We start from the raw sequence: 1,129 nt of genomic DNA, 5'->3' as shown, positions 1-1,129 counted from the left end.
AACTTACACCATGATTTATGAACAACCTGTGGTCTACGAATTTCAGAATTTAAAGGTTCCTACCGTTGTGTTCATTGGTAAGGAAGATAAAACCATCGTCGGCAAAGGCCTGCTTACGCCAGATCAACAGGCTTTACACGGGCAATATAAACTTTTAGGGAAGCAGACTGCAGCCAAAATTATCGGCGCTAAAATTATCGAATTTGATGCCTGCGGACATATTCCGCATATCGAAATTCCGACGGAATTTCTGGTGGCTTTGACAGGTAGTTTGTAGTTTTCTATAAGACCTCGCAGGTTTTTGAAACCTRCGAGGTCTAAATGAGTTAATTAACCTCTTTCCCTACAATTTTATTAATACCCTGCATTTCGAAATCGATGTCCTGCCCCATCGATTTCATTTTACCATACAGCTCAACACGGAGGTGGCTGTTAAGTACAATTCCCGTTTTCATATCAAGTGAAGTTTCTCCGGAGTTGGTTCCTTGTAAATCAGTTTCCATTTTGTTGCCCATCACTTCAAAATTTCCTTTTGAAACCAATGTGCCTTTTACGCCTAGTATAGCAATGCCGTCTTTTACCTCCTTCAATGTGTATTGTGTAATTGTTTCAATGGGCATACTCATCTGCATTTTGGTATCAACCGTCCAGCTGTCGCCTATTTTAACGGGTTTATCAGGGTAAATTTTAAAYGACGATTCCATGGTCTGTTTCACCACCTCGTTGCTAAATTGTTTACTTAAAGCATTTTTAATCTGTTTAACCTGACTGGTATCCTTAGTCATCCTTGCCGCCATATTATCGAGCATTTTATCGATACCAGCAACTGTTTTAATCCCACCATTTGGGGTTACGGTCATATAAAAAGACGCCCCTTTTAAGCCGCTAAAAGGATTCTTTTTGGTACTATCCTGATCATCTGAATTGAGGGTCATGGTGTTGCCCATCGCTACAGATTTCATGAAAATTCTGTTGTATATTACTTTCACATCCTTTTCGCCGCTATGACCTTCGGTAATATCAAAAGTATAATCTGTTCCAATGCTTTGGGTTAAATGCACATCGCGGCCAGCAATTTTCTGGTTAATGATCTGTTCGGAAGTAAGTGTGAAATCGTACTTATAACCCG

The 1,129-nt window shown here is 39.9% G+C and carries 2 protein-coding genes; one reads left to right on the top strand and one right to left on the bottom strand.

From position 1 onward, the window contains the following. Positions 1–277 (top strand): alpha/beta fold hydrolase (locus AC1DPQ_RS28455; RefSeq protein ID WP_477611674.1); only part of this gene is annotated, 277 nt, incomplete at its 5' end. A gap of 49 nt (positions 278–326) precedes the next feature. On the opposite strand, the gene AC1DPQ_RS28450 is transcribed toward AC1DPQ_RS28455, so the two are convergent. Beyond that, on the bottom strand, positions 327–1,129 hold an 803-nt coding region (locus tag AC1DPQ_RS28450; RefSeq protein WP_477611673.1), incomplete at its 5' end, for a DUF6263 family protein.

It is taken from the genome of Pedobacter sp. 01T416_2 (assembly GCF_056398925.1).
Note: the sequence above shows the minus strand (reverse complement) of the source record. Positions and strands in the feature narration are given on the sequence as shown.